Source organism: Streptomyces sp. NPDC050658 (assembly GCF_044457025.1).
GTDB lineage: Bacteria > Actinomycetota > Actinomycetes > Streptomycetales > Streptomycetaceae > Streptomyces.
This window is the reverse complement of the sequence record NZ_JBITGM010000010.1, coordinates 54,703-75,203: the sequence shown is the minus strand read 5'-3', so window position 1 is coordinate 75,203 and position 20,501 is coordinate 54,703. Positions and strand designations below refer to the sequence as shown.

Below are 20,501 nucleotides of genomic sequence, written 5' to 3'. Positions count from 1 at the left end.
TCCGCACTCGGTGTGCCGACTTCTTCTCCCGTTCCCCGCACGGCCGGTGAACTTCGGGTTCCGTTTCGGCTTCTCGGCCCCGCCGCCCTGTCGACCCCAGTGAAAGGCGAGGCACCGACCATGACCACCCTGACCGTCGAGGACACCGACCTCACCGACCCGCAGACCTTCCTCGCCCCCGGCGCCGAACTGGTCGGCATGTGGCGCAGGTTCCGGGCCGAGAGCCCCGTCCACTGGCACGAGGTCACCGGCCGCGCCGTCCCCGGCTTCTGGGTGCTCTCGCGCTACGACGACGTGATGCGGGTCTACCGGGACAACAAGCGGTTCACCTCCGAGCGGGGCAATGTGCTCACCACGCTCCTGGAGGGCGGCGACTCCGCCGCCGGCAAGATGCTCGCCGTCACCGACGGCCGCCGCCACCGCGAACTGCGCAACCTGCTCCTCAAGGCCTTCGCGCCACGGGTGCTCGAACCCGTCGTCGCCGGGGTCCGGGAGCGCGCCGACCGGCTGGTGCGGCACGCCGTCGAGAGCGGCGACTGCGACTTCGCCCAGGACGTCGCCGAGCACATCCCGATGGCGACCATCGCCGATCTGCTCGGGGTGCCCGCCAGCGACCGCGACTATCTGCTGACCCTCACCAAGGAGGCGCTCAGCACCGAGGACGAGGGCCAGTCGGCGGACGAGGCGCTGGTCGCCCGCAACGAACTGCTCTTCTACTTCTCCGAGTTGGCGGCCGAGCGGCGCGACGACCCGCGCGACGACGTGGTCAGCGTCCTCGCCACCAGCACCATCGACGGCGAACCGCTCACCGAGCAGGAGATCATCTTCAACTGCTACAGCGTCATCATCGGCGGCGACGAGACCAGCCGCCTCTCCATGATCTGCGGCATGCGCGAACTGATCGAGCACCCCGAGCAGTGGCGGCGGCTCAAGTCCGGCGAGGCCGACGTGGACAGCGCCGTCGAGGAGGTGCTGCGCTGGGTCAGCCCCGCCATGCACTTCGGGCGCCGCGCCCTGGAGGACGTGGAGATCGGCGGGCGCACCCTGCGCGCCGGTGACGTCGTCACGCTCTGGAACAGCTCGGCCAACTACGACGAGGACGTCTTCGCCGACCCCGGCACCTTCGACCTCGGGCGCACCCCCAACAAGCATGTGTCGTTCGGCTACGGACCGCACTTCTGCCTCGGCGCCTATCTGGGGCGGGCCGAGATCTCCGCGATGCTCACGGCGCTGCGCACGCACGTCGCCGACGCCGTGCCGAACGGCCCGGCCAAGCCGATCCACTCCAACTTCCTGCACGGGTACAGCAGTCTGCCGGTCACCCTGCGCCCGGCCCGGTAGCCGCCCGCCGCCGGCCCGACGCCCCTCGATCCGCTCACCGCCTCACCGCCTTGAACCTCTGGAGAATTCGTGACTGACCCACAGGGATCGTCCGCCGCCGAGCCGACCGCCGGTGCGACCCTTGCCCCGGCCACCTTTCCCGGGTTGTTCGAGGCACGGGTCCGCGAGACGCCGGACGCGCCGGCCGTCGTATCGGCCGAACACACGTGGACGTACGGGGAGTTGAACGCCCGCGCCAACCGCGTCGCGCACTGGCTGACCGGCCGGGGCATCGGCCCCGAGCGGGTGGTGGCGGTGGCGATGGAGCGGTCGGCCGAGCAGATCGCCGTACTCCTCGGCATCATGAAGGCGGGCGCGGCCTATCTGCCCTGGGACCTGGGCTACCCGAGCGAGCGGATCGCGTACATGGCGGCCGACTCCGCCCCCGCGGCCGTCCTGACCACGCAGGACGCCTCCGGGCGGCTGCCCGACGGCCTCGACGCGGACGTGGTGGCGGTCGACGCCCCGTCGACCGCGGCGGCCCTGCGCCAGGCGCCGGACGCGAATCCGGACGACGCCGCGCGGACCGCGCCGCTGAGCCCGGCCCATGCCGCGTACGTCATCTACACCTCGGGATCGACCGGCCGGCCCAAGGGCGTGACGGTGACGCACTCCGGGCTCGCCGCGCTGCGCGCCGAGGCCGTACGGCTCGGCGATCTCACCTCCGGGACGCAGGCGCGGGTCCTTCAATTCGCCTCGCTGAGCTTCGACATGTCGGTGTGGGACCTGGTGTCCGGCCTGACCACCGGCGCCGCGCTCGTGGTGCCCCCGCGCGAACGCCTGGTCGCCGAGGACCTGGCCGAGGTCCTCACCACGTATGAGGTGACCCATGCGACGCTGCCGCCGAGCGTGCTCGCCACCCTGCCCCCGGGCACCTCGAAGTCGCTGGGCAAGCTGCGGGTCCTGGTGATCGGCGGCGAGGCCTGCACGCCGGAGCTGGTCGCCGAGTGGGGTCCCAGACGGCGGTTCATCAACGCCTACGGGCCGACGGAGGCCACGGTGTGGGCGACCTTCAGCGGGCCGCTCGACACGGGCGCGGTGCCCATCGGTACGGCGATGACGGACATGCGGGTCCAGCTGCTCGACGAGCGCCTCGCGCCCGTCGCCGACGGGGAGGCCGGCGAACTGTATCTGGCGGGTCCCGGCCTGGCACGCGGCTATCTGGGCCGCCACTCCCTCACCGCGACGCGCTTCGTGGCGGATCCCGCAGGACCCGCCGGCGCGCGCATGTACCGCACCGGAGACCTGGCGCGCCGGGGCGCCGGGGGCGACCTGGAGTATCTGGGCCGCAGCGACGACCAGGTCAAGGTGCGCGGCCAGCGGATCGAGACCGGCGAGGTGGAGGCGGTGCTCGCCACGCATCCGCGGGTGCGGCGGGCGGTGATCGTCGTCCACGAGGGCGAGGGCGGCGGGGCCAGGCAACTGGTCGGCTATGTCGTGCCGGAGCCCGAGCCGGAGTCCCACGGCGGCGGACGCGGCAGCGGCACGGGCCACTTCACGCTCGAAGTGGGCCTCGGCGCGGCGGACTTGCGTGCCTTCCTGACCAAGCGGCTGCCCGAGTACATGGTGCCCACCACTGTGCTGGTCGTCGACGAGGTGCCGCTGACGCCGAACGGCAAGGCGGACAAGGCGGCACTGCCCCGTCCCGAGTTCCGCCGCGCCGACTACCGTGCCCCCGGCTCGCCCGTGGAGCAGCTGCTCGCCGACGCGTTCGCCGAGGTCCTCTCCGTGGACCGGGTCGGCGTGGACGACGACTTCTTCGCGCTGGGCGGCGACAGCATCCAGGCCCTGAAGATCATCTCCAGGGTCCGCGCCCAGGGCGTGGAGATCGGCTCCCGGCAGATCTTCGCCCGCCGTACGGTCGCCGCGCTGGCGGCGGAGGTCACCGCGGCACGGCAGGACACCGCCCCCGTCCTGGAGGAACTGGACGGCGGGGGAGCGGGACCGCTGCCGCAGCTGCCGGCCGGCGGACCGTCCTCGGCCCGGGCGATGCTCCTGGACCTCCCCCCAGGCATCGACCGGGCCGGCCTCGCGGCCTGTCTGCGCACCCTCATCGACCACCACGACGTACTGCGCGCACGCCCGGCGGACCCGGCCGACGGAGGCCTCGTGGTGGCCCCGCCCGGATCGGTGGACGCGGACGCGCTGATCCGCCGGGTCACCGAGGGCGACGACCGGGACGAGCAGCTCCGTGCCGAAATCTCGGCCGCGACCGGGCGGTTGGACCCCTCGGCCGGAGTATTGGCGCAGTTCGTCCGGTTCGTGCCGGAGCCCGGCTCCGACAGCGCACGCCCCGACCGCCTCCTGATCGTCCTGCACCACCTCGTCGCCGACGCCGACTCCTGCCGCATCCTCGTACACGATCTGGCCACCGTCTGGCAGCAGCTCCGCGACGGCGGGAACCCCGAACTCGCCCCGGCGACCACCTCGGTGCGCCGCTGGGCGCATGCCCTGGCCGAGGAGGCGCTGCGGCCCGCCCGCGTCGCCGAGCTGGAGCTGTGGCGTTCGGTCGTCGAGGGGCCCGACCCGCTCCTCGGCACCCGGCGCGTCGACCCGACCGTGGACCTGAACGCCACCCTGACCGAGACCCGCGTCCAGCTCACGGCGGAAGCCACCGAAGCCCTCCTGACGGGCCTCCCGGCGGCGTTCCGCTGCACCGCAGCCGACGGGCTCCTCGCCGCCCTCGCGATGGCCGTGACCCGGTGGCGTGCCGGGCGGGGCGTGACCGAGGCGTCCTCGCTGATCCGCAGGGAGGCCGGCCGCGCGGAGGCCGCCGTGCCCGGCGCCGATCTGTCCCGTACGGTCGGGCCGCTCGCCGTCATCGCCCCCGTGCGGCTGGACGTGTCGGGCCAGGACCTCGCGGACGCGTTCGCGGGCGGACCGGCCGCCGGCGGCCTCATCAAGTCCGTCAAGGAACAGCTGCGGGCCCTGCCCGACGACGGCATCGGCTACGGCATCCTGCGCCACCTCAACCCCGAGACGGCCGCAGTCCTCGAACGGCACGGCAGCGGGCAGATCTCCTTCGGCTACGCGGGCCGTACCCTCCCCGAGCCCGACGCGGGCCGTGTCATCCAGGACCTTGGCGCCGACCCCGACCCGAGCCTCCCCGCCGCCACCGAACTCGCCGTCCGGGCCACCGTCACCGAGACCCCCGAAGGCCCCCGCCTGGGCGCCCTGTTCACCGCCCCTGAGGGCATCCTCGGCGCCGCCGAGGTACAGGAGCTGGCCGACCTCTGGCGCCAGGCACTGGAGGCGCTGGCCCGGCACACCGCCGGGGACGGCGCCGGCGGCCTCACCCCGTCCGACGTACCCCTGGTCGCCGTCGGGCAGGACGACATCGACGACTGGCAGGACCGCTATCCGGGCCTGTCCGACATCTGGCCGGTGCCGCCGCTGCCCATGGGCATGCTGGTGCACTCGCAGATGGGGCACGAGTCCGGCGCAGAACTCGACACCTACCAAGTGCAGTACACGCTGCGTCTGTCGGGCCCGGTGGACCAGGCCCGGCTGCGCGCCGCCGCGCAGGCCCTCCTGGACCGGCACTCCGTGCTGCGCGCCGCCTACGCGCCGGGCCCCGACGGCGAACTCCTCCAACTCGTGGTCGACGGCGTCGAGCTGCCCTGGCAGCACTTCGACCTGAGCGCTCTCGCCGAGGCGATGCGGGAATCGGCGTACGAGCAGTTCCTGGCGAGCGACCTCAAGGCGCACTTCGACCCGGCGGCGCCGCCGATGCTGCGCATGGCCCTGCTCACCCTGGCCGCGGACCGGCACGACCTGGTCCTGACGGCCCATCACGCCAATGTCGACGGCTGGTGCCTGCCGCTGCTCATCCAGGACCTGCTGCGGCTCTACGCCGACGAGGGCGACGCCTCGGCGCTGCCCCCGGCCCGCAGCTACCGCGCGTACCTGGAGTGGCTGGCCGAGCAGGACGGGCAGGAGTCGGCCCGCGCCTGGGCGCGGGAGCTCGCGGGCCTCGACGGGCCGACCCTGGTCGCCCCGCACGCGACCCCCGGCTCCGGCGACGTGGACGTCGACTGGACCGGCATCCCGCTGCCCGCCGAAGCGGCCCGCGCGCTGCCGCGCCGCGCCGCCGAAGTGGGCGTCACCCTGAACACGCTGGTGCAGGGGGCCTGGGCCGTCGTACTGAACCGTCTGACGGGGCGCCAAGATGTGGTGCTCGCCGCCGCGGTGGCCGGACGGCCCGCCGCGCTGCCGGGCGCGGAGTCGATCGTCGGCACGTTCATCAACACCGTTCCGGTACGCGTCCCCTACGCCCCCGACGACACCCTCGCCCAGCTCCTGACCACCCTTCAGGAGCGGCAGGGCGCACTGCTCGGCCACCATCACCACGGGCTGGCCGAAGTGCTGCGGGCCACCGGACTTCCCGCCCTGTTCGACAGCCTCATCGGCTTCGAGTCGTTCCCCCTCGACCGCGAGGGCATCGCGGAGGCCAGCGAGGCGGCCGGCATCGCCGTGACCGGCATCGGCCTGTTCACCCTGAGCCAGTATCCGGTGACGGTCTTCGTCTACCCCGACGGGGACCGGCTGCGCCTCAACCTCCAGTACCAGCGGGACCTGTTCAGCCGTGCGCAGGCCGAGGAGATGGCCGCCCTGTACGGGCAGGTGCTCGCGGACATCGCGGCGGACCCGCAGGCCCGGCTGCGTGACGTGGCGGCGCTGCCGGTCGCCGAGGAGATCGAGGAGGCCGACCCCGCTGACCACTTCGGGGCCGCGCTCGGCGACGTCACCGAACCCACCCTGACGTTCGGCCTCCAGGGCAGCACCGGCGACGGCCGCCACCGGGAACCCGCGCCGAGCCGCCCGCTGGACGCCGCCCTCGGCGCCCGCGTCCGTGCCTGCGCGCAGCAGCTGGGAGTCGGCACGGACGCCCTGTTCCACGCGGGCCTCGCGCTGGTCGTGGCGGCGTGCAGCGGGCGGGACGACGTGGTCTTCGGCACCGTCGTCACCGGCCGCGGCGAGTCCCCGGGCGCCCCCGCAACCGTCGTCAACACCCTTCCCGTACGCGTCGACTTGAGCGAGGCCGCCCCGGCCGACCTGGTGCCCGCCCTGGACGGGACGCTGCGCGACCTGGCACGGCTCGCTCAGACCCCGCCCGCCGTCGCCCACGGATTCAGCGCGGTGCCGCCCGAGACCCCGCTGTTCAACACCGTCCTCGACTACCGGGGCCCGGAGGCCACCGGCCGCGCCGACGCCGGCGGGCACCCCGTCGTCCTGACGGTCGACGACCTCGGGAACGCCTTCGCCCTCAGGCTCGCCCTCGACGCGGGCAACGGCCCGGCCCCGGACGCCGAACTCGTCGTCGGCTACCTGGAGACCGCCCTCACCCGCCTCGTCGACGCCCTCACCACCGAAGGCGCGCAGCGGCGCCCCGTCCTGGAGCTGTCCGTCCTGAGTGACGCGGTACGCCACCGCATCCTCACGGAGTTCAACGACGTGCCCCCGGCGGAGCCGGTGACGCGATGCCTGCACCAGTGGTTCGAGGAGGTGGCCGCAGGGTCGCCGGACGCGGTGGCCGTGGAGTTCGAGGACCGCCGCCTCACCTACCGCGAACTCAACCACCAGGCCAACCAGTTGGCGCGGCACCTGCGCGGGCTCGGCGTGGGCCCGGACGTACCGGTCGCGCTCTGCCTGCCGCGCAGCGAGCGGATGCCGGTCGCCGTGCTCGCGGTCCTGAAGGCGGGCGGCGCCTATGTGCCGCTCGACCCGGCGTCCCCGGCCGACCGCCTGGCCCACGCCCTGGACGACAGCGCGCCGCGCGTCCTGGTGACCGACGGGGAACTGCCGCAAGGACTCGCCGTCACGTCGATTCCCGTGGTCGACGTCCGCAGGGACGCCGACCGGTGGGAGACCCTCGACGCCGACGACCTGTCCGTGCCGGAGCTGACGCCGTCCGCCATGGCGTACGTCATCTACACGTCGGGCTCGACCGGGGTGCCCAAGGGCGTCATGGTCGAGCACCGCCAAGTGGTCCGCCTGCTGACCTCGACCGACGACTGGTTCCGCTTCGGCGCGTGGGACGTCTGGACGCTGTTCCACTCGTTCGCCTTCGACTTCTCGGTGTGGGAGATCTGGGGCGCGCTGCTGCACGGCGGCCGACTCGTCGTCGTACCGCAGATGGTCACGCGCAGCCCGCAGGACTTCTACCGGCTGCTGTGCGCTTCGGGCGTGACCGTCCTGAACCAGACGCCGACCGCGTTCCGGCAGCTCGTCACCGCCCAGGGCGAGAACCCCGAGCCGCACGCCCTGCGCGTGGTGGTGTTCGGCGGCGAGGCCCTGGAAGTCGCCTCGCTGGGGCCCTGGCTGCGGCGCGCGGTGAACAAGGACACCCGCCTGGTGAACATGTACGGCATCACCGAGACGACCGTCCACGTCACCTACCACCCGCTGACGGCCGCCGACACCGGGCGCACCGTGAGCCCCATCGGGCGGCCCATCCCCGACCTGCGCACCTACGTCCTTGACGCGCACGCCCGCCCCGCGCCCATCGGCGTCACGGGCGAGCTGTACGTCGGCGGCGCCGGCGTGGCCCGCGGCTATCTGAACCGGCCCGAGCTGACCGCCGAGCGCTTCCTCGACGACCCGTTCTGCGGGGAGCCCGGCGCCCGGATGTACCGGTCGGGAGACCTGGCCCGCCGACTGCCCGACGGCTCCCTGGAGTACCTGGGCCGCAACGACGACCAGGTGAAGATCCGCGGATTCCGCATCGAACTGGGCGAGATCGAGGCCCGGCTCGCCGAACACCCCGCCGTCCAGGACGCCCGCGTCCTGGTGCGCGCCCACGAGGACGGCCGGGACCAGCGCCTCGTCGCCTATCTCGTCCCGGCGGCGGACACCGCGCCCGCCGTGCGCGAACTGCTCCGCCTGGAGCGCACCGACCCGGAGGCGCACGCACGGACGTACGAACTGCCCAACGGCCTGACGGTGTTCCAGCAGAACAAGAGCGAGACCGACTTCCTCTACGACGAGATCTTCACGCACCTCGAATATCTGCGGAACGGCATCACCATCGAGGACGGCGACACCATCGTCGACGTGGGCGCCAACATCGGCCTGTTCACCCTGTTCGCGGGCAGCCGCTGCCCGGACACCCGGATCTACGCCTTCGAGCCGATCCCGCCGGTGTTCGACTCGCTGCGCCGCAACGTGGCGCTGCACGGCATCAACGCCAAGGTGTACGACTGCGGTCTGGCGGCCCGGGCGAAGGAGGAGACGTTCACCTTCTACCGCCACAACACCGTCATCTCCTCCAGCGTGACCACCGCCGAGCAGGCCCATGACCTGGTCCGCTCCTATCTGCGCAACCAGGAGTCGCTGGCCGAGGGAGGTCCGGAGGCGGCCGCCGCCGACGAACTCGTCGACGAGGTCGTCGACGCCCGCCTCGACAGCGAGGAGTTCGTCTGCCGGCTGCGCACCCTCTCGGAGATCGTCGCGGAGGAGTCGATCGACCGGATCGACCTGCTGAAGATCGACGTGGAGAACGCCGAGTACGAGGTGCTCAAGGGCATCCACGCCCGCGACTGGCCGAAGATCCGCCAGCTCGTCGTCGAACTCCACGACGTCGACGGCCAGTTGGACAAGGTCGTCACCCTGCTCGAGGCCCTCGGCTACGACCTCGTCTGCGAACAGGACAACCGGCTGCTGCGCAACACGACGCTCTACAACATCTACGCCCGCCGCCCCGACGCGACGGACGCGACGGACGCGCCCAGGACCCCCGCGCCCGTCGGCGCACCGGAGCGCTGGTCGGGCCGCGCCGCGCTGCTCACCGACGTACAGAACAGGCTGCGCGCGGCGCTGCCCGAGTACATGCTGCCCGCCGCGCACGTCCTGCTCGAAGAGCTGCCGCTCACCCAGAACGGCAAGCTCGACCAGCGGGCGCTGCCCGAACCGGCGGTCCAGGGCAAGGCCTATGTCGCGCCGCGCACCCCGGAGGAGGAGAAGCTGTGCGAGCTGATCGCCGAGGTGCTCCGCATCGAACGGGTCGGCCTGGACGACAACTTCTTCGAACTGGGCGGCGACTCACTCCTCGCGACCCGGCTCACCAGCAGGATCGGCAAGACGCTCGGGGTGACCGTGCTCATCCGCGCGGTGTACGAGGCCCCGGACATCGCGGAACTCGCCCTCGTGGTGAAGAACGCGCCGGCCGCGAACCAGCCGAAGCTGCGCAGGGTCGACAGGAGCGCCCGCTGACGAGGAGGCGAGGGCTCAGCCCCGGCGCCTGCCGAGGAAGCGGCGGACCAGCGGCGGGGCGGCGGCGCCCACCACGAGAGCGGCCAGCGGAACGGCGACGTCCAGCCAGGGCGTACGGATCGGCCGGTACACGGCGGCGCCGTCCCTGATCTCGATGAAGCCGCGCGGCCGGGCCCGGACGCCCCCGGCCGCGCCGTCCTCGCCGCTCGCGGCGCCCTCGGCGGCCGCGCCCTTGCTCCCGATGCCGCCGCCGACCCCGAAGCCGACCTCGGCGACCGGGATGACGGTGACGCCGTCGGTGGTGACGGGCTCGCCGTAGACGACCTTCACCGACGCCTGGTCGCCGAGTTTCTCCGTGAGCCGCTGCAGCGGGGTGACGGAGGCGTGGGCGGCGGCCACGTCCACCGGCGGGGTGGTCTTGGCCGGAACGTCCGGGGCGGTCATCGGGTGCCTCCTGGGGGCGATATGTACGACGCGGCCTCACGATAGGCCGTATAGGCTGACCGACGCAGCTGGTTCGCCCTGCCCGCCAGGCAGGCGCGTCGCAAGAGGGAACCCGGTGGGAATCCGGGACTGCCCCGCAGCGGTGAGCGGGAACGACCGCCGTCATACGCACTGGACCCGAGCGGGTCCGGGAAGCGACGGCCAGTAGGTGCCTCGTCCTCCTCCGAGAGGCCTGGCGTGCCCGCGAGTCCGAAGACCTGCCACTGCCCGTGCGCGACGGAGCGCACGGAATCTCGGTGACCTCGAGGGCGGGTCGGCGGCAGCGGCGGGCACCCCTGGAGGGGGCCGCCCCCTTCGCCATCCTTCGCGCCATCGCCGGTTCCGGGAACCCAGGACGAGTACTCGCGAAGGAGAGTTCCGTGACCGCCACACCCACGGCCCGCACCGCCGGCGCCACCGTCTACGGCTACCCCCGGCAAGGCGCCGACCGGGAGCTGAAGAAGGCCGTCGAGGGCTACTGGAAGGGCCGCGTCGACGCCGCGGCCCTGCGCCTGACCGCCGCCGAACTGCGCCGCGCCAACTGGCGCAGGCTCGCCCACGCCGGTGTCGACGAGGTGCCGACCGGCGACTTCTCGTACTACGACCACGTCCTCGACACCAGCGTCATGGTCGGCGCCGTCCCGGACCGCCACCGCGCCGCGGTCGAGGCCGACGCCCTCGACGGATACTTCGCCATGGCGCGCGGCACACAGGACGTGGCGCCGCTGGAGATGACCAAGTGGTTCGACACCAACTACCATTACCTCGTCCCCGAGTTGGGGCCCGACACCGTCTTCGCCACGGACTCCCGCAAGCAGGTCACCGAACTGCGCGAGGCGCTCGGCCTCGGACTGAAGGCGCGCCCCGTCCTGGTCGGCCCCGTCACCTATCTGCTGCTCGCCAAGCCTGCCCCCGGCGTCGCCCCCGACTTCGAGCCGCTGACGCTGCTCGACCGGCTCCTTCCCGTGTACGCCGAAGTCCTCGCCGACCTGCGGGCGGCGGGCGCCGACTGGGTCCAGCTGGACGAACCCGCCCTGGTCCAGGACCGCACCCCCGCCGAACTGAACGCCACCGCCCGCGCCTACCGCGAACTCGGCGCCCTCACCGACCGGCCCCGGCTCCTCGCCGCCTCCTACTTCGACCGGCTCGGCGAGGCCCTGCCCGTCCTCGCCAAGGCACCCGTCGACGGACTCGCGATCGACTTCACCGGACCCGCCGCCGCCAACCTCGACGACCTCGCCGCCGTCGGCGGCCTGCCCGGCAAGCGACTGGTCGCCGGAGTCGTCGACGGCCGCAACGTCTGGATCAACGACCTGGAGCAGTCCCTGGCGACCCTGGGCACCCTGCTCGGACTGGCCGACCGGGTCGACGTGGCCGCCTCCTGCTCCCTGCTGCACGTCCCGCTGGACGCCGCGGCCGAGAAGGGCCTCGACCCGCAGCTCGCCCGCTGGCTCGCCTTCGCCCGGCAGAAGAGCACCGAGATCGCCACCCTCGCCCGCGGACTGACCGAGGGCACCGACGCCATCGCCGCCCAACTCGCCGCCAACCGCGCCGACCTGGCGTCCCGCGCCGGCTCCTCGCTCACCCACGACCCGGCGGTGCGCGCCCGCGCCGCCGCCGTCACCGCAGCGGACACCCGCCGCTCCCAGCCGTACGCCCAGCGCACCGCCGCCCAGCGCGAACGGCTCCGCCTGCCGCTCCTGCCCACCACCTCCATCGGCTCCTTCCCGCAGACCGGCGAACTGCGCACCGCCCGCGCCGACCTGCGCGCCGGACGCATCGGCACGGCCGCCTACGAGGAGCGCATCGAGGCCGAGATCCGCGAGGTCGTCGCCTTCCAGGAGAAGACCGGCATCGACGTCCTGGTGCACGGCGAACCCGAACGCAACGACATGGTCCAGTACTTCGCCGAACAGCTCACCGGCTATCTCGCCACCCAGCACGGCTGGGTCCAGTCCTACGGCACCCGCTACGTCCGCCCGCCGATCCTGGCCGGTGACATCTCCCGCCCCGAGCCGATGACCGCCCGCTGGACCGCGTACGCCCAGTCGCTCACCCAGAAGCCGGTCAAGGGCATGCTCACCGGCCCGGTCACCATGCTCGCCTGGTCCTTCGTCCGCGACGACCAGCCGCTCGCCGACACCGCACGCCAGGTCGCCCTCGCCCTGCGCGACGAGGTCAACGACCTTGAGGCGGCCGGGAGTCCGGTGATCCAGGTGGACGAGCCCGCGCTGCGCGAGACCCTGCCGCTGCGCGCCGCCGACCACGCCGCGTACCTCGGCTGGGCCACCGAGTCCTTCCGGCTCAGCACCTGTGGCGTCCGTCCCGACACCCAGATCCACACCCACATGTGCTACGCCGAGTTCGGCGACATCCTCGCCGCCATCGACGACCTCGACGCCGACGTCATCAGCCTGGAGGCGGCCCGCTCGCACATGCGGGTCGCCGACGAGCTCGCCGCGGCCGGCTATCCCCGGGAGGTCGGGCCCGGCGTCTACGACATCCACTCGCCGCGCGTGCCCGACGCCGACGAGGCGACTGCCTTGCTCCGCAAGGGACTTGAGGCGATTCCCGCCGAGCGGCTCTGGGTGAATCCGGACTGCGGCCTGAAGACCCGCGGCTGGCCCGAGGTCCGGGCCTCCCTGGAGAATCTCGTCACCGCCGCCCGAAAGCTCCGTTCCACCCTCTGACCAGGGGCGTACGCGGTGGTGGTGTGTGCTTCCGCACACCACCACCGCGCCCCCTGTGAGAGTTGTCAGGCCCCTCGCGGCGCACTAGTGTCACCACGCCTTGGTGCACGGGAAATCCGGTGTGATGCCGGTGCGGCCCTCGCCACTGTGATCGGGAAGTCCGGCTCCAGCCCCCTCGCGGGGCAGCCACTGGGTACGTCAGGTACCCGGGAAGGCGGAGTCCGGGCGGTACGACCCGTCAGCCAGGAGACCGGCCAAGGCACGTTTGTCCATCCACGAGGTGCTGGAGAGGGTCTGTTCAACCATGCACATAGCCGAGGGTTTCCTCCCCCCGGCGCACGCGATCGCCTGGAGTGTCGCGTCCGCGCCGTTCGTCGTCCACGGAGTCCGCTCCCTCACCCGTGAAGTCAGGGAACACCCCGAGAGCACCCTGCTCCTCGGCGCTTCCGGAGCCTTCACCTTCGTCCTGTCCGCGCTGAAGATCCCCTCCGTCACGGGCAGCTGCTCGCATCCGACGGGCACCGGGCTCGGCGCGATCCTGTTCCGCCCGCCGGTCATGACCGTGCTCGGCACCATCACCCTGCTCTTCCAGGCACTCCTGCTCGCCCACGGCGGCCTCACCACGCTGGGCGCCAACGCGTTCTCCATGGCGATCGTCGGGCCCTGGGCCGGATACGCCGTCTACCGGCTCCTGAAGAGATACGACGTACCGCTCATGGTCGCCGTGTTCTTCGGGGCGTTCGTCGCCGACCTCTCCACCTACTGCGTCACCAGCGTCCAGCTCGCCCTGGCCTTCCCCGACCCGAGCAGCGGATTCATCGGCGCCCTCGGCAAGTTCGGCGGGATCTTCGCCGTCACGCAGATCCCCCTCGCGGTCAGCGAGGGCCTGCTCACCGTCCTGGTGATGCGGCTCCTCGTGCAGTCCAGCAAGGGCGAGCTGACCCGGCTCGGCGTGCTGCTGCAGGGCAAGAAGAAGACCGAGAAGACGGAGGCGAGCGCCTGATGAGCCGCAACGCGAAGATCAACGCCCTGCTCCTCGCCGTCGTCGCCGCACTCGCGGTGCTGCCCCTGGCCCTCGGCCTCGGCGACGACAAGAAGGAGCCGTTCGCCGGTGCCGACGCCCAGGCCGAGACGGCGATCACCGAGAACGAACCCGACTACGAGCCCTGGTTCACGCCGCTGTACGAACCCCCCTCCGGTGAGATCGAGTCGGCGCTCTTCTCCCTCCAGGCGGCGCTCGGCGCGGGCGTCCTCGCCTACTACTTCGGGCTGCGCAAGGGCCGCCGCCAGGGCGCCGAGCGCGCCCTGGCGGAGCGTGCCCTCGCGGAGCGGGACGAGGTGGCCGCGGAGCCCGCCGCCGGGCAGGACTGAACCCGGCATGCTGCCCATCGACGCGGCGGCGCACAGCAGTCGCTGGCGCCGCCGCCACCCCGTGGACAAGGCCGTGCTCGGGCTCGGCCTCACCGTCCTGGCGATCTCGCTGCCGCCCTGGCCGGGCGCGGCCCTGGTGCTCGCCGCCGCGCTCACGCTGCTGCTCGGCCCGGCCGGCGTGCCGCCCCGCAAGCTGTGGCGCGCCTACCGAGTGCCGCTCGGCTTCTGCGTCACCGGCGCCCTGACCCTGCTCGTCCAGGTGGGCGGCCCCGACGGGTTCCTGACCCTCGCGGACGGCGGCCCCGCCCGCGCCGGCGGGCTGCTCCTGCGCACCTCGGCGGCCTCGCTCGGCGTGCTGCTCTTCGCGTTCACCACGCCGATGTCGGATCTGCTGCCCCGGCTGGTGAAGGCCGGTGTGCCCGCACCGGTCGTGGACGTGGCGCTCGTCACGTACCGCATGAGCTTTCTGCTCCTGGACTCCATGAGCCGGATCCGGCAGGCGCAGGCCGCCCGGCTCGGCCACACCACACGGGCCGCCGCCTGGCGTTCGCTCGCCGGGCTCGGCGCCACCGCGTTCGTGCGGGCCTTCGACCGGGCGAGCCGGCTGCAGGCCGGGCTCGCCGGACGCGGCTACGACGGGACCCTGCGGGTGCTCGTCCCCGAGGCCCGTGTCTCGCGGAACTTCGTGGCCGCCGCCGTGGCGCTCCTCGTCGCCCTGGTGGCCCTCACCCTCGTACTGGAAAGGTGGTCGCTTCGATGAGCGAGCCGACCGAAGCCGGGGGCACGTCCCTGGTGGCCCTGCGCTCGGCGTCCTACGCGTACGAGGAAGGGCCCACCGTGATCGGCGGCCTGGACTTCGACGTGGTCGAGGGCCGCGCCCTCGCGCTGCTGGGGCGCAACGGCAGCGGAAAGACCACCCTGATGCGGCTGCTCAGCGGCGGACTGCGCCCGGACGCGGGCCAGTTGACGCTTCGGGGGACCCCGGTGACGTACGACCGCAAGGGCCTGACCCGACTGCGTACGACGGTGCAGCTGGTCGTCCAGGACCCGGACGACCAGCTGTTCGCCGCCTCCGTCGAACAGGACGTGTCCTTCGGCCCGTTGAACCTGGGCCTGCCCGCCGACGAGGTGCGGGCGCGGGTCGCCGAGTCGCTCGACGCACTCGACATCGGGGCGCTCGCCGACCGCCCGACCCATCTGCTCTCCTACGGCCAGCGGAAGCGGACGGCCATCGCGGGCGCCGTGGCGATGCGTCCTCGGGTGCTGATCCTCGACGAGCCGACCGCCGGGCTCGACCCCGACGGGCAGGAACGGCTGCTCGGCACGCTGGGGCGGCTGCGGGAGGCGGGGACCACCGTGGTCATGGCCACCCACGACGTCGACCTGGCGCTGCGCTGGGCCGACGACGCGGCGCTGCTCACCCCCTCGGGCGTGCGCACCGGACCGGTCGCCGAGATGCTGTCCCGGCGCGAACTCCTCGGCCAGGCGGGGCTGCGGCTGCCCTGGGGGATCGCCGTACGGGACCTGCTGCGCGGCCACGGGCTGCTCGCCGAGACCGCCGAGGGGCCGCGCACCCCGGAGGAGCTCAGGGCAGCAGTGCCACGAGCGTGACGGTGGTGCCGCAGTCGCCTGCCGTGACCTCAAGGCGGTCGGTGAGCGCCTCGGCCAGCCAGAGGCCGCGGCCGTGCTCGGCCTCGTCGTCGAAGCAGGCGCCGGCGGCCGGCGGGACCAGGCCGGGACCGTCGTCGGTGATGACGCAGCGCAGCCCCTCGGCCGTGCGGTCGAGCAGGATGTGGCCCTTGCCGCCGCCGTGCACGATCGCGTTGCTCGCGACCTCGTGCACGGCGAGCACGAAGTCGCTGAGCCGGGGTTCGGCAAGCCCCGCGCGCACGGCCCGGCGGGTCACCTGGAGCCGCAGACGCGCCAGGTCGCCGATGGTGAAGGGCAGTTCCAGCGGGTCGATGCCGCGGTTGAGGATCACTGTCGCGGATCACCCTTCAGCCAAGACGAGTTGAGGCACTTCGGCGGCTCCGCAGAGCCGTATCACCTTGTGCTGCGCGGGACGGCAGCGCACCGCGACCGGCTCGTCGCGGGGCAGTGCGCGCGCGAGCCGCACCAGCAGGGCGGCACTGTGTACGTCGATGAAGCAGAGCTCGGACAGATCGAGCGCCGTCGGCCGGGCGGGACCGGTGAGGGCACGGGTGAGAGCCGTGCCGAACTCCGCGCGGGTGCGCAGGTCGACGTCCCCCGCGATCCGCAGCTCGCCGCCCGTCCGTGCGATGTCCAGGGCGCCGAGGCGGTGCAGGACCTTCATCGGGTGGGCCTGCCGGATCCGGCCGAGCAGCCCCGCGCCGAACCTCCGCCGGTCGTACTCGCACATGGCGGTGAATCCGGTCGCGGCGAAGACCGGGGCGAGCCCGGCCTCGTAGGAGACGAGGAGTTGGTGGTCGACGTCCGGTGCCGCCGCCCAGCCCATGTCGCCGATCACCCGGAGCCCCGAGAAGCCCTGGCGGCGGGCCTGGTCGGTCAATGTCACCCAGGTCTGGGCCCGTTCGGCCACATCGAAGCCGGAGTCCGGGTCGTACCCCGGCACCTCGTTCACCACGACCAGCTGTCCGCGGCGGAGCGCGGCCTCGGCGCAGATCCCGGCTGCGTGCAGCCGCTCGGCCGTGCTGTCCGCGGTGGTCTCCGGGTCGGTGAAGAACATCACCTGCTCACCGCGTGCCAGGCCGATGTCGGTGAACGCGGCGCGCAGCTCCCAGCGGTCGTCCTCGTCGTCGAAACCCAGGCAGGCATGGTCCCCGGAGTTCATGCGGGTGACGGAGACCGTCCGGGGCGCGGAGCTGGCGTCCATGAGGCCAGACCCTAGGGGGCGGTTCCCGGGCCCTGCCGCCGGTGACCGCATTTGTCCGAAGTCGTCGCTGTCGGGCCCGGGTCGGTCCGCGTGATCATTGCCGGTGATCAAGAACGTGCGGCCCGCGGGCTCACAGTGTCACGACCGTGGCCTCCGTCGCCTTCACGCTGGTCCACACCGACGTGCCGTCGGTCAGGCCGAGTTCGGCCGCCGCCTGCGGGGTGATCTCGGCGACGAGGTCGGGCGCCTCGGGCGAGGTGATCAGGAGCCGCAGCCTGCTGCCGCTCGCGGTGATCTCCCTGACGGTGCCCGGCCAGACGTTGCGGGGGCTGCCGGTGGGCCGGGCCCGGTGCACGGAGACCGCCTCCGGGGCGATGATCGCCAGGGCCTCGGCGCCGGGCGGGACCGGATCGGCGACGACGAGGGTGCCGCCGCCGGGCAGCGCGAGGCCGTCCGCGGTCGCCGTGCCCGGCCAGGCGTTGCGGCCCAGCATCCGGGCCACCCAGGTGGAGCGGGGATGCCGGGTGACCTCGGCGGGCGGCGCGTCCTGGACGGCACGGCCCTCGTCGAGCACGAGCACCCGGTCGGCGAGGGACACCGCCTCGACGGGGTCGTGCGTGACGATCAGACAGACGCCGCCGAAGGTCTCCAGATGCGTACGCAGCGTGTGGCGCACACGGGCCCGCGTCGTCTGGTCGAGCGCGGCGAGCGGCTCGTCGAGCAGCAGCAGCCGGGGGCGCGCCGCCAACGCCCGTGCCAGCGCGATGCGTTGGGCCTGACCGCCGGAGACCTGTGCGGGGCGGCGGTGGGCGAGATGGCCGACGCCGAGCCGGTCGAGCCACTCCTGGGCGGCGCGCCGGGCCTCGGCGCGCGGCACACCGCGGGCGCGCAGCCCGTACGCCGTGTTGGCGAGGGCGTTGAGATGCGGGAACAGCGCGCCGTCCTGCGGGACCCAGGCGACGTGCCTGCGGTGCGGGGGCAGCCCGGTGACGTCGGTGCCGCCGAGGCGCAGCTCGGCGTGGGCGCGCGGGGTGAGGCCGAGGAGCGCACGCAGCAGGGTGGTCTTGCCCGCGCCGTTGGGGCCCACCACGGCGATGGTGGTGCCCGGCTCGGCGTCCAGGGCCAGCCGGTCGAAGCCGGTGACCTCGGCGTGCAGGGACCAGCGCTCCGAGGGTTCGGCCCCGGGTGCCGCCTCGACCGCCGGGTACGTCCCCGGAACCTCGTCCGGCACCTGCTTCGGGGCGCGGGAGCGGGCCGCGGGCAGCCCCGTCCACCGGCCGCGCAGCGCGATGAGCACCGCCATGGCGATGGCGAGCAGCAGCAGCGACACGGATGTCGCCGCCTCGGGGGACTCCTGGAGCAGCAGATACACCTGGAGCGGCAGGGTCTGTGTGGTGCCGGGCAGGTTCCCCGCGAAGGTGATCGTGGCGCCGAACTCGCCGAGCGCCCGCGCCCAGGTCAGGGCCGCCCCGGCGATGAGGCCGGGGGCGACCATCGGCAGCGTGACCGTACGGAACACCCGTACGGGAGAGGCTCCCAGGGACGCGGCGGTCTCCTCGTACCGGGGACGGAGGCCGCCCAGCGCGCCCTCCAGGCTGATCACGAGGAACGGCATGGCCACGAACGTCGCGGCGACCACCGCGCCGGAGGTGTGGAACGGCAGCGTGATCCCGAACGTGTCCTCCAGCCATGGCCCTAGCAGCCCGCGCCGCCCGAACGCGAGCAGCAGCGCGACACCCCCGACGGTGGGCGGAAGCACCATCGGCAGCAGCACCAGGGACCGGACGACCGCCTTGCCGGGGAAGTCGACGCGGGCGAGCAGCCAGGCAAGCGGCACCCCGAGCAGCAGCGAGAGCCCGAGCGCCCAGAACGAGACGACGAGCGAGAGCCGCAGCGCCTGAGCGGTCCCCTCGCTGCCCAGATGCGTGCCGAGGTTCCCCCACTCCGTACGGGTGAGGATCCCGATCAGCGGCAGCATCAGGAACGCCACCGCGAGCAGCGCGGGGAGGGCGAGGGCGAGGGGGGTGCGGGGGCCGACGGTGCGGCCGCTGAGGCGTTTCATCGGTGGTCCCTCGTGGTGCCTGGTGGTCCCTGGTACTTCCTCGGGGCTACGGCTTCTCGAAGCCCGCGTCCCGGAGGATCTTCTGTGCTTCCGGCGTCGAGAGCCACTTCACGAAGGCCGCGGCGGCCTCGGAGTGCTGCGAGGTCTTGAGCGTGGCGGCCGGGTACTCGGCGATCGCGTTCTGCGCGTCGGGGATCTTGACCGCGTCGACCTTCTTGGTGGACGTGGCGGCGTCGGTCTTGTAGACGAGACCGGCGTCGGCCTCGCCCAGCTCGACCTTGCTCAGCACGGCACGGACGTTGGGCTCCTCGGAGACCGGCTTCACGTCGACGTCCTGCTTGTCCAGGATCTGCTTGCTGTAGCGGCCGACCGGCACCTCGGACGCGGCGAGGACGACCTTCAGGTCGCTGTCCGAGAGGTCCTTCAGCGCGGCGACCTTCTTCGGATTGCCCTCGCCGACCGCGATGACCAGGCGGTTCTTGGCGATGACGGACGGCTTCCCGGTGTCGGCCAAGAGCCCGTCCATGGTCTTGGTGTCGGCGGTGACCAGCGCGTCGGCCGGGGCGCCCTGCTCGACCTGCGCGGCCAGCTCCTGGGATCCGGCGAAGGAGAAGGTCACCTTCGTGCCCGGATTCCGCTCCTCGTACGCGGCGCCCGCGGTCTCGAACACATCGGTGAGGGAGGAGGCCGCGAGGACGGTCAGATCCGCCTTCGGGGCGGCGCCCTTCGCTGCGCCCGCCTTCTTGCCGCCGTCGGACTTGTCGTCGCTGCCGCCGCAGGCGGTCGCGAGCGGGACGAGCAGGGCGGCGGTCAGCACGGCGGCGGCGGTGCGGCGCTTGGCGGGGGTGAGGCTGCGGGACATGACGGGGAACTCCTTGCGGGACGCGGCCGGCGGTGCCGTCCGAGCGGATGGTGGTGAGCCGCGCCGGATGTTCGAGGTTTCGACGAGGGGCGACGCCGCGGGGTGGCTCCGGGGGCTGCGGGTGTTCCTGTCCCCGGGGAGCGCTGATCAGGTGCGGTCGATGTGCACGTTGGTCGACTTCACGCGGGCGGTCGCCTCCATGCCGACCTCCAGGCCGAGCTCTTCCACGGCCTCCCTGGTGAGGAGCGAGACCAGGCGGTGCGGGCCTGCCTGGATCTCGACCTGGGCCGCCACGTCGCCGAGCTTGATCGCCGTGACGATGCCGGGGAAGGCGTTGCGGGCCGAGGTGTAGGTGACCTCGGCCTCGTCGCCGCCCTGTCCCTGCGCGACCGCCACCGAGAAGGCGGCCAGATCGCGGCCGTCGATGAGCCGACGGCCGCTCTCCTCGCGATGGGTCGCGATCCGTCCGGCGTCGGCCCAGCGACGTGCGGTGTCGGGGCTGACGCCGAGCAGACGGGCCGCCTGCCCGATGGTGTAGGACTGCATACGCGCCACGATATGCAGTCTCACCTGGCATTTACAACATAC

At 73.0% G+C, this 20,501-nt stretch carries 13 protein-coding genes and 2 riboswitches; of the genes, 7 read left to right on the top strand and 6 right to left on the bottom strand.

The window, feature by feature from the left end:
• Positions 1-120: 120 nt before the first annotated feature.
• Positions 121-1,341 (top strand): cytochrome P450, encoded by a 1,221-nt coding sequence (locus ACIBKX_RS30150; protein ID WP_363275114.1) that lies wholly within the window; start codon positions 121-123, stop codon positions 1,339-1,341.
• Positions 1,342-1,410: 69 nt separating this feature from the next.
• A complete protein-coding gene (locus tag ACIBKX_RS30145; protein ID WP_363275113.1) occupies positions 1,411-9,591 on the top strand; it encodes an amino acid adenylation domain-containing protein in 8,181 nt (2,726 codons plus the stop codon).
• Between the two features lie 15 nt (positions 9,592-9,606).
• On the opposite strand, the gene ACIBKX_RS30140 is transcribed toward ACIBKX_RS30145, so the two are convergent.
• A complete protein-coding gene (locus tag ACIBKX_RS30140; RefSeq protein WP_363275112.1) occupies positions 9,607-10,035 on the bottom strand; it encodes a spore germination protein GerW family protein in 429 nt (142 codons plus the stop codon).
• Positions 10,036-10,137: 102 nt separating this feature from the next.
• A riboswitch (cobalamin riboswitch) is annotated at positions 10,138-10,294 on the top strand.
• A gap of 160 nt (positions 10,295-10,454) precedes the next feature.
• On the opposite strand from ACIBKX_RS30140, the gene metE reads away from it, so the two are divergent.
• The 5 genes from metE (at position 10,455) to ACIBKX_RS30115 (ending at position 15,746) form a co-directional block, all read left to right on the top strand.
• Complete coding sequence (metE, locus tag ACIBKX_RS30135; protein ID WP_363275110.1) at positions 10,455-12,764, top strand: 5-methyltetrahydropteroyltriglutamate--homocysteine S-methyltransferase; 2,310 nt, start codon at positions 10,455-10,457, stop codon at positions 12,762-12,764.
• Positions 12,765-12,848: 84 nt separating this feature from the next.
• Positions 12,849-13,038, top strand: a riboswitch (cobalamin riboswitch).
• 30 nt (positions 13,039-13,068) lie between these two features.
• Complete coding sequence (locus ACIBKX_RS30130) at positions 13,069-13,767, top strand: energy-coupling factor ABC transporter permease (RefSeq protein ID WP_363275109.1); 699 nt, start codon at positions 13,069-13,071, stop codon at positions 13,765-13,767.
• Positions 13,767-14,135, top strand: a complete 369-nt coding sequence (locus tag ACIBKX_RS30125; RefSeq protein WP_363275108.1) for an energy-coupling factor ABC transporter substrate-binding protein — start codon at positions 13,767-13,769, stop codon at positions 14,133-14,135. Before ACIBKX_RS30130 ends, ACIBKX_RS30125 begins: the two co-directional genes overlap by 1 nt.
• Positions 14,136-14,142: 7 nt before the next feature.
• Positions 14,143-14,895 carry a cobalt ECF transporter T component CbiQ gene (gene cbiQ, locus ACIBKX_RS30120; protein ID WP_363275107.1) on the top strand — a complete coding sequence of 251 codons (753 nt, stop codon included), beginning with the start codon at positions 14,143-14,145 and terminating at the stop codon, positions 14,893-14,895.
• Positions 14,892-15,746, top strand: coding sequence for an ATP-binding cassette domain-containing protein (locus tag ACIBKX_RS30115; RefSeq protein ID WP_363275106.1), 855 nt, complete (start codon positions 14,892-14,894; stop codon positions 15,744-15,746). Before cbiQ ends, ACIBKX_RS30115 begins: the two co-directional genes overlap by 4 nt.
• Here ACIBKX_RS30115 and ACIBKX_RS30110 read toward each other — a convergent pair.
• From ACIBKX_RS30110 to ACIBKX_RS30090, 5 genes are all read right to left on the bottom strand, one after another.
• Positions 15,721-16,116, bottom strand: coding sequence for an ATP-binding protein (locus ACIBKX_RS30110; protein WP_363275105.1), 396 nt, complete (start codon positions 16,114-16,116; stop codon positions 15,721-15,723). The two genes, ACIBKX_RS30115 and ACIBKX_RS30110, sit on opposite strands and share 26 nt — an antisense overlap.
• A gap of 9 nt (positions 16,117-16,125) precedes the next feature.
• Entirely contained in the window at positions 16,126-16,989 is an 864-nt protein-coding gene (locus tag ACIBKX_RS30105; protein WP_363275103.1) for an MEDS domain-containing protein, read from the bottom strand.
• 130 nt (positions 16,990-17,119) lie between these two features.
• The gene (locus ACIBKX_RS30100; RefSeq protein ID WP_363275102.1) at positions 17,120-19,051 is read right to left on the bottom strand and encodes an ABC transporter permease; all 1,932 of its coding nucleotides are present in this window, start codon (positions 19,049-19,051) and stop codon (positions 17,120-17,122) included.
• A gap of 46 nt (positions 19,052-19,097) precedes the next feature.
• The gene (gene modA / locus ACIBKX_RS30095) at positions 19,098-19,913 is read right to left on the bottom strand and encodes a molybdate ABC transporter substrate-binding protein (RefSeq protein WP_363275100.1); all 816 of its coding nucleotides are present in this window, start codon (positions 19,911-19,913) and stop codon (positions 19,098-19,100) included.
• 147 nt (positions 19,914-20,060) lie between these two features.
• Complete coding sequence (locus ACIBKX_RS30090; protein ID WP_363275099.1) at positions 20,061-20,459, bottom strand: helix-turn-helix transcriptional regulator; 399 nt, start codon at positions 20,457-20,459, stop codon at positions 20,061-20,063.
• Between the last annotated feature and the right edge of the window lie 42 nt (positions 20,460-20,501).

Excerpts from the sequence above, each read along its gene's own strand:
- cbiQ (WP_363275107.1), top strand. The coding sequence starts at position 14,143 with ATGCTGCCCATCGACGCGGCGGCGCACAGCAGTCGCTGGCGCCGCCGC.
- modA (WP_363275100.1), bottom strand. The coding sequence starts at position 19,913 with ATGTCCCGCAGCCTCACCCCCGCCAAGCGCCGCACCGCCGCCGCCGTG.
- ACIBKX_RS30140 (WP_363275112.1), bottom strand. The coding sequence starts at position 10,035 with ATGACCGCCCCGGACGTTCCGGCCAAGACCACCCCGCCGGTGGACGTG.
- ACIBKX_RS30115 (WP_363275106.1), top strand. The coding sequence starts at position 14,892 with ATGAGCGAGCCGACCGAAGCCGGGGGCACGTCCCTGGTGGCCCTGCGC.
- ACIBKX_RS30090 (WP_363275099.1), bottom strand. The coding sequence starts at position 20,459 with ATGCAGTCCTACACCATCGGGCAGGCGGCCCGTCTGCTCGGCGTCAGC.
- ACIBKX_RS30130 (WP_363275109.1), top strand. The coding sequence starts at position 13,069 with ATGCACATAGCCGAGGGTTTCCTCCCCCCGGCGCACGCGATCGCCTGG.
- ACIBKX_RS30125 (WP_363275108.1), top strand. The coding sequence starts at position 13,767 with ATGAGCCGCAACGCGAAGATCAACGCCCTGCTCCTCGCCGTCGTCGCC.
- ACIBKX_RS30105 (WP_363275103.1), bottom strand. The coding sequence starts at position 16,989 with ATGGACGCCAGCTCCGCGCCCCGGACGGTCTCCGTCACCCGCATGAAC.
- ACIBKX_RS30100 (WP_363275102.1), bottom strand. The coding sequence starts at position 19,051 with ATGAAACGCCTCAGCGGCCGCACCGTCGGCCCCCGCACCCCCCTCGCC.
- ACIBKX_RS30150 (WP_363275114.1), top strand. The coding sequence starts at position 121 with ATGACCACCCTGACCGTCGAGGACACCGACCTCACCGACCCGCAGACC.